Origin of the sequence: Stenotrophomonas sp. Marseille-Q5258 (assembly GCF_946900935.1) — a bacterium.
Taxonomy (GTDB): domain Bacteria; phylum Pseudomonadota; class Gammaproteobacteria; order Xanthomonadales; family Xanthomonadaceae; genus Stenotrophomonas; species Stenotrophomonas nematodicola.
In genome coordinates this window covers 22,464-29,275 of the sequence record NZ_CAMPPN010000038.1, presented here as the reverse complement: position 1 = coordinate 29,275, position 6,812 = coordinate 22,464, and the positions used below count along the sequence as shown (strand labels likewise).

General features: G+C 70.2%; 5 protein-coding genes. All 5 read left to right on the top strand.

Annotated elements, in window-relative coordinates; genetic code table 11:
- The first annotated feature begins 55 nt into the window (after positions 1-55).
- The 5 genes from OC534_RS18175 to OC534_RS18155 all read left to right on the top strand — a co-directional run bounded on the left by OC534_RS18175 (position 56) and on the right by OC534_RS18155 (position 6,750).
- Complete coding sequence (locus tag OC534_RS18175; RefSeq protein WP_262072330.1) at positions 56-1,540, top strand: NAD(P)H-hydrate dehydratase; 1,485 nt, start codon at positions 56-58, stop codon at positions 1,538-1,540.
- The gene (gene tsaE, locus OC534_RS18170) at positions 1,537-2,019 is read left to right on the top strand and encodes a tRNA (adenosine(37)-N6)-threonylcarbamoyltransferase complex ATPase subunit type 1 TsaE (RefSeq protein ID WP_136003244.1); all 483 of its coding nucleotides are present in this window, start codon (positions 1,537-1,539) and stop codon (positions 2,017-2,019) included. The genes OC534_RS18175 and tsaE overlap by 4 nt, the downstream gene beginning before the upstream one ends.
- A gap of 88 nt (positions 2,020-2,107) precedes the next feature.
- Positions 2,108-3,703 (top strand): N-acetylmuramoyl-L-alanine amidase, encoded by a 1,596-nt coding sequence (locus OC534_RS18165; protein ID WP_136003245.1) that lies wholly within the window; start codon positions 2,108-2,110, stop codon positions 3,701-3,703.
- 216 nt (positions 3,704-3,919) lie between these two features.
- Positions 3,920-5,800 carry a DNA mismatch repair endonuclease MutL gene (gene mutL / locus OC534_RS18160; protein WP_017357615.1) on the top strand — a complete coding sequence of 627 codons (1,881 nt, stop codon included), beginning with the start codon at positions 3,920-3,922 and terminating at the stop codon, positions 5,798-5,800.
- 47 nt (positions 5,801-5,847) lie between these two features.
- On the top strand, positions 5,848-6,750 hold the full coding sequence (locus OC534_RS18155; protein WP_262072331.1) for a DUF1684 domain-containing protein: 903 nt from the start codon (positions 5,848-5,850) through the stop codon (positions 6,748-6,750).
- Positions 6,751-6,812 lie beyond the last annotated feature (62 nt).

Sequence of the window (6,812 nt, the reverse complement as noted above, 5' to 3'; positions counted from 1 at the left end):
GAGCGGGACAGGGGCGGGGACGGCGGACATCAGGGGGCAAGTATAGAATCCCGTCATGCTTGAACTCGCTGAACTCTTCGACACCCCTGCCGCCCGCCGCATCGATGCCCAGGCCAGTGCGCTGCTGGGCGACGGTGGCGCTTCGCTGATGGACCAGGCCGGTCTGGCCGCCTGGCAATGCCTGCTGGAGCACTGGCCGCAGGCCCAGCGCATCGGCGTGCTGGCCGGGCGCGGCAACAACGGTGGCGACGGCTACGTGCTGGCGGCGCTGGCGCGGCAGTCCGGCCGCCACGTGCAGGTGCTGCACCTGCCTCGCGACGCACCGGCCACGGCGCTGGCCCAGCGCGCACAGGCGGCCTTCCTGGCGCAGGGGGGGGATGTGCTGGCCGGCGACGGGCCGCTGCCCGCGATGGATGTCTGGGTGGACGCACTGTTCGGGATCGGACTGGATCGCGCGCCGGAGGCGGCCGCCGCGGCACGCATCGCCGCACTCAACCAGGAGACGGCCCCGGTGCTGGCACTGGATGTGCCCAGCGGCGTGGATGCGCGCACCGGCGCGGTGCCGGGCGTAGCCGTGCGGGCTGCTGTGACCCTGCAGTTCATTGTGTGCCACCAGGGCCTGTACACCGGCGATGCGCTGGAACATGTCGGCGAGCGCCGACTGGCACCGCTGCAGCTGCCCGAGGGCAGCGCCCGGGACGTGGTCGCATCGGCGTCGCGCTGGCACCACGAACGCGTGCGCGCGCTGCTGGCGCCCCGTCGCGCCAACACCCACAAGGGCGAATCCGGGCAGGTCCTGTGCGTGGGCGGCAACCTTGGCAGCGGTGGCGCGGTGATGCTGTCCAGCGAGGCGGCCCTGCGCAGTGGCGCCGGACTGGTCCGTGTGGCCACCCGCCAGGCGCATGTCACCGCGCTGCTGTCGCGCCTGCCCGAAGCGATGGTGCACGCGGTTGAGGACGCCCAGGATCTGTCCGCGTTGCTGCCGCAGTCCGGCGTGATTGCGATCGGCCCGGGACTGGGTCAGGACGACTGGGCCCACGAACTGTGGCGGCAGGTGCTTGGCGCCGGTCGTCCGCTGGTGGTCGATGCGGATGCCTTGAATCTTCTGGCGCAGTCACCGCAGCCGCTGCCCGATGCCGTGCTGACCCCGCACCCGGGCGAAGCCGCGCGCCTGCTCGGCTGCAGCACCGCCGAGGTGCAGGGCGACCGCTTCGCCGCCGTGCAGGCGCTCGCCCAGCGCTACCAGACCGTGGTGGTGCTGAAGGGGGCCGGCACGCTGGTCGCCGCGCCGCACGCCCGCCCGCGGGTGATTGCCGCCGGCAATCCCGGCATGGCCGTCGGAGGCATGGGAGACCTGCTGACCGGCGTGATCGCGGCACTGCGCGCGCAGGGGTTGGGGGCGTTCGACGCGGCCAGCACCGGCGCGCTGCTGCATGCCCTGGCCGGCGACGCCGCCGCCGCCGAAGGCCAGCGTGGCCTGCTGCCCACCGATCTTCTGGCGCCGCTGCGCCGCTTCGTCAATCCGGACCGCCCCGCATGATCACGTTTTTCCTCGCCGAACCCGCCGACACCGACCTGCTCGGGCAGTGGCTCGCGGCCACCCGCCCGGCGCAGGCCGTGGTGCAGCTGCAGGGCGACCTGGGGGCCGGCAAGTCGACGCTCGCCCGCGCGCTGCTGCGCGCGCTGGGGGTACAGGGCCCGATCCGCAGCCCGACGTACACGCTGGTGGAGCGGTATCCGCTGGCCGATGGGCACGAGGCCTGGCATCTGGACCTCTACCGTATCGGCCACGCCGGAGAGCTGGATTTCCTCGGGCTCGACGAGGGCAGCGCGTCGCTGTGGCTGGTCGAATGGCCGGAACGGGGCGCTGGCGCCCTGCCGCCCACCGACCTGGTGGTGGCGCTGGAGATCGAGGGGCAGGGGCGTCGCGTGCGGCTCCGCGCGGACAGCGCCGCGGGCCGTGAATGGCTCGATCGCCTTCCCCAAGGGGGTGACTTGCAGGCCCTTTCTGTCGGCTGACACTAGGAAAATCCGGCAGGTTACGGATTATTAAGGGAAAAGGAGTTGCATTTCATTCAGCGCGGTGATTGAATCCTGACCCATGCCAATGGGGAAACCACTCACTGCCCTCTGCGCCGTCGTCGGACTCTGTCTGGCGAGCGCCGTGGCGTGGGCGGGCGAGATCCGCCAGGTGGCGCTGGACACGGGCGCCACCGGCACCCGCGCGGAAATCGCGCTGTCCGGCAGCGGCGGCTACAAGACCCTCACCCTGGCCGGCCCGAACCGCCTGGTGGTCGATTTCCCCGACTCCACGGCCATCCGCAACCTCAGGCTGCCCACGCCGAAGGGCGTGGTGACGGCCGTGCGCACCGGCCAGCCGGTTCCCGGCACGTTCCGGGTGGTGTTCGACCTGGCCGAGTCGGTGGCGCCGTTCAGGCCGCAGATGCGCAGGCAGGGCAATGAGTCGACGCTGGTGATCGAATGGCCGGGCGATGGCGGCACGAACGTGGCCAGCACACCGGCCAGCGCGGCGCCGACCGCGACCGTTCCCGCATCGACCGCCACGCCGGCCTCCTCGGCTGCGCCGACGGCAGTCGCGCAGACGCCTGCACCGACGCCGGCAGACAGCGCCCAGGCGCGCAACGATGCCGCCCGCGCGACCGCGCTGCTGACCGCCTCGGTGCGACAGCAGGCCAGCGCTACTGCGGCTGCGCCGCTGCCGACCCCCGCCCCGACCACGGCTACGGCCAACGTGGCCGCTGCGGGCAGCGCCAACGCCGCCAGCAACTCTGCCTCGCCGGCAGCGATCCTCGCAGGCCAGCCCACTGCAGCCGTGGTGGCAGCGCCGGCTCCCGCGCCGGTACCGGCCTCCACGACCGCAGCCGAGGCCCCGCGTCCGGCGATGCCCAGCGATGCGTCGCGGATGAAGATGCGTCCGGGCATGCGCACCCTGGTGGTCGCCATCGATCCTGGTCACGGTGGGCAGGACCCCGGCGCGGTCGGCCCGACAGGCAAGCGCGAAAAGGACATCACCCTGGCCGTCGCGCGCGAACTGGCGCGGCAGGTCAATGCCACGCCGGGCCTGAAGGCGTTCCTGACCCGCGACACCGATGTGTTCATCCCGTTGCCGATGCGTGCGCAGAAGGCCCGCGCCGCCAAGGCCGACATCTTCATCTCGATCCATGCCGACGCGGCCGAGAACCGTGCGGCCACCGGGTCGTCGGTGTACGTGCTGTCCACCAAAGGCGCGTCCTCGCAGCGCGCCCGCTGGCTGGCGGACAAGGAAAACGCCGCCGATCTGGTCGGTGGCGTGCGCCTGCAGCAGACCGAGGGCACCCTGGCCAACGTGTTGCTGGACCTGGCCCAGAGCGGTTACATGAAAGCCTCCGAAGACGCGGCCGGGCACGTGCTGGGCGGGTTGAAGCGGATCGGCAAGAACCACAAGCCGAACATCGAGCGCGCCAACTTCGCGGTGCTGCGCACCTCCGACATGCCGGCGATGCTGGTGGAAACGGCCTTCATCTCCAACCCGGACGAGGAACGGCGCCTGATCGATCCGGCCTACCAGCGCCAGATCGCCGGGGCCGTGCTCGACGGCGTGCACACCTTCTTCAGCCGCCAGCCTCCGCCCGGCACCCTGTACGCCGCACGCGCCCAGGCCGAAATCGACGCCGCCGGCACTGTCGCCGGGGGAAGCAAATAAAAACCCGCCAAAGGCGGGTTTTTATTTGCCCGTAGAGCCGGCCTCTGGCCGGCTAACCTCAGCGCCAAAGGCGGGTTTTTATTTGCCCGTAGAGCCGGCCTCTGGCCGGCTAACCTCAGCGCCAAAGGCGGGTTTTTATTTGCCCGTATGGCGGGTTTCGATTCACCCGTAGAGCCGGCCTCTGGCCGGCTGCACGGATGCCGCTATCATTCACGCATGACCATCCGCCAACTTCCCGACATCCTCATCAATCAGATCGCTGCAGGCGAGGTCGTCGAACGACCGGCCTCGGTGGTCAAGGAACTGGTGGAAAACGCGCTCGATGCCGGCGCCACACGCGTGGACATCGACCTGGAAGAAGGTGGCGTGCGCCTGATCCGGATCCGCGACGACGGCGGTGGCATCGCTCCCGAAGAGCTGCCGCTGGCCGTCTCCCGGCACGCCACCAGCAAGATCGCCAGCCTGGACGATCTCGAAGCGGTGGCCACGCTGGGTTTCCGTGGCGAAGCGTTGCCGTCGATCGCCTCGGTCAGCCGCTTCACCCTGTCCTCGCGACGCCCCGGTGACGCACACGGCTCGGCGTTGCAGATCGAGGGCGGCAAACTCGGGGAGGTCACCCCGCGCGCGCATGCACCTGGTACCACGGTGGAAGTGCGTGAGCTGTTCTACAACGTGCCCGCCCGACGCAAGTTCCTGCGCGCCGAACGCACCGAACTGGGCCATATCGAAGAATGGTTGCGGTCGTTGGCGCTGGCCCGCCCGGACGTGGAGCTGCGGGTTTCACACAACGGCAAACCGTCGCGACGCTACAAGCCCGGCGACCTGTATTCCGATGCGCGCCTGGGCGAGACGCTCGGCGACGACTTCGCAGCCCAGGCGCTGCGCGTGGACCACAGCGGTGCCGGCCTGCGCCTGCACGGCTGGATCGCGCAGCCGCATTACTCGCGGGCCAGTACCGATCAGCAGTACCTGTACGTCAATGGCCGGTCGGTGCGTGACCGCAGCGTCGCCCATGCGGTGAAGATGGCCTATGGCGACGTGCTGTTCCACGGTCGGCAGCCGGCCTACGTGCTGTTCCTGGAGCTGGACCCGACCCGCGTTGACGTCAATGTGCACCCGGCCAAGCACGAGGTGCGTTTCCGCGATTCGCGCCTCATCCACGATTTCGTCTACCGCACCCTGAAGGACGCGCTGGCCGAGACCCGGGCCGGCATGACCGCCGTCGGCATCGAGGCAGGTGCAGGCATCGCCGCGCCGATGGAGATGCAGGCAGGACAGAGCGGCGCTGCAGCGACCGGCGGTTACGCGTTGGCCGGCGGGGCGGGCGGTGGTGGCGGGATGGGGGGCGGCCAATGGCGGCCGCAACAGTCGCCGTTGGGCCTGCGCGTGGCCGACGCGCCCTCGGCCTATGCCGCGCTGTATGCGCAGCCGCGCGCCGACGATGACGCCGCACCCGCGTCGATGCCGGTGCCGGGCCAGTCCGGGCTGCCGGCGACCTCCGCCGACAGCGGCGTGCCGCCGTTGGGGTACGCCATCGCGCAGCTGCACGGCATCTACATCCTGGCCGAGAACGCCGAAGGCCTGATCGTGGTGGACATGCACGCCGCCCATGAGCGCATCGGCTACGAGCGGCTGAAGACCGCGCACGACGGCATCGGGCTGCACGCGCAACCGCTGCTGGTGCCGATCACCCTGGCGGTGGGCGAGCGCGATGCCGATACCGCCGAGCGCGAGGCGGACACGCTGGTGGCGCTGGGCTTTGAGATCACCCGGTCGGGACCGGGCTCGCTGCATGTGCGCAGCATTCCGGCGCTGCTGGCCAACGCCGAACCCGAAGGCCTGCTGCGCGATGTGCTCACCGACCTGCGTGAGCACGGCCAGAGCCGGCGCATCGCCAGCGCACGCGACGAACTCCTGTCGACGATGGCCTGTCACGGTGCCGTGCGCGCCAACCGACGGCTCACGGTGCCGGAAATGAACGCGCTGCTGCGCGACATGGAAATCACCGAGCGTTCCGGCCAGTGCAACCACGGCCGGCCGACCTGGGCCCGTTTTTCGCTGGCGGAAATCGACCGCTGGTTCCTGCGCGGACGTTGAAGGGGACAGACATGGGGAAGTGGGGAAGGCAGGTCGCACTGGCCTGCATGGTGATCGTGTTCGGAGGCTGCGGGGACAAGGCGGCGGATGCGCCGGTCGCGATGGCGACCGATCCAGCCTTCGCGGCCGAGCAGCAGCAGTGGCGCCAGCAGCGTTACACCGACCTGGTGGCCGCCGATGGCTGGACCACCCTGGTCGGCCTGCACTGGCTGGAGCACAAGGCGCATTATATCGGCCGTGGTCCGGGCAGTGGCATCCGCCTTGCCGTGGGGCCGGACAAGCTGGGCATGGTGGCGCGCACGGGGGACCAGGTCTGGTTCACGCCCGAACGTGGCGTGGCGCTCACCGTGGACGGGGCACCGGTGCACGGGCGCATCCGCTTCTTCAGCGATCGTGATGCAACCCCGACCGTGATCGCCTTCGATGGCGGCAAGGGCCACCTGAGCCTGATCCATCGGGGCGAGCGTTTCGCGCTGCGCGTCAAGCATGCCGATGCTGCCTCGCGCACCGGCTTCACCGGCCTGCTGTACTGGCCCGGCGGCCCGTCATGGAAGGTGCAGGCCCGCTTCGTTCCGCACCCGGCGGGTAAAACGCTGTCGATCGTGGACATCACCGGCCTGACCACCGCCATGCCCAACGCCGGCGCGTTGGAATTCGAGCGCGATGGCGCCACCTACCGGCTGGAGGCCATCGGAGAACCGGGGGGGGCGCTGTTTGTGATCTTCGGTGACCGCACCAGCGGCCACGGCAGTTACCCGGCGGGTCGCTACCTGGACACGGACGCGCCCGATGCCCAAGGCCGGGTCGTGCTGGATTTCAACCACGCCTACAACCCGCCGTGCGCGTTCACACCGTTCGCCACCTGTCCGCTGACACCCCCTGAAAACCGCCTCGATCTGCGCGTTGACGCCGGTGAGAAGGCTTATCACGCACCCGAAGGAGAGGGTTGAACCCATGCGCATGTTGTCCCGTTGCCTGTTCCCGTTGCTGATCGCCGCCGGCCTGTCGTTCG

What these genes read in the sequence shown, in the direction of transcription:
- OC534_RS18155 (WP_262072331.1), top strand. Translation starts at nt 5,848, where the DNA reads ATGGTGATCGTGTTCGGAGGCTGCGGGGACAAGGCGGCGGATGCGCCG.
- OC534_RS18175 (WP_262072330.1), top strand. Translation starts at nt 56, where the DNA reads ATGCTTGAACTCGCTGAACTCTTCGACACCCCTGCCGCCCGCCGCATC.
- tsaE (WP_136003244.1), top strand. Translation starts at nt 1,537, where the DNA reads ATGATCACGTTTTTCCTCGCCGAACCCGCCGACACCGACCTGCTCGGG.
- OC534_RS18165 (WP_136003245.1), top strand. Translation starts at nt 2,108, where the DNA reads ATGGGGAAACCACTCACTGCCCTCTGCGCCGTCGTCGGACTCTGTCTG.
- mutL (WP_017357615.1), top strand. Translation starts at nt 3,920, where the DNA reads ATGACCATCCGCCAACTTCCCGACATCCTCATCAATCAGATCGCTGCA.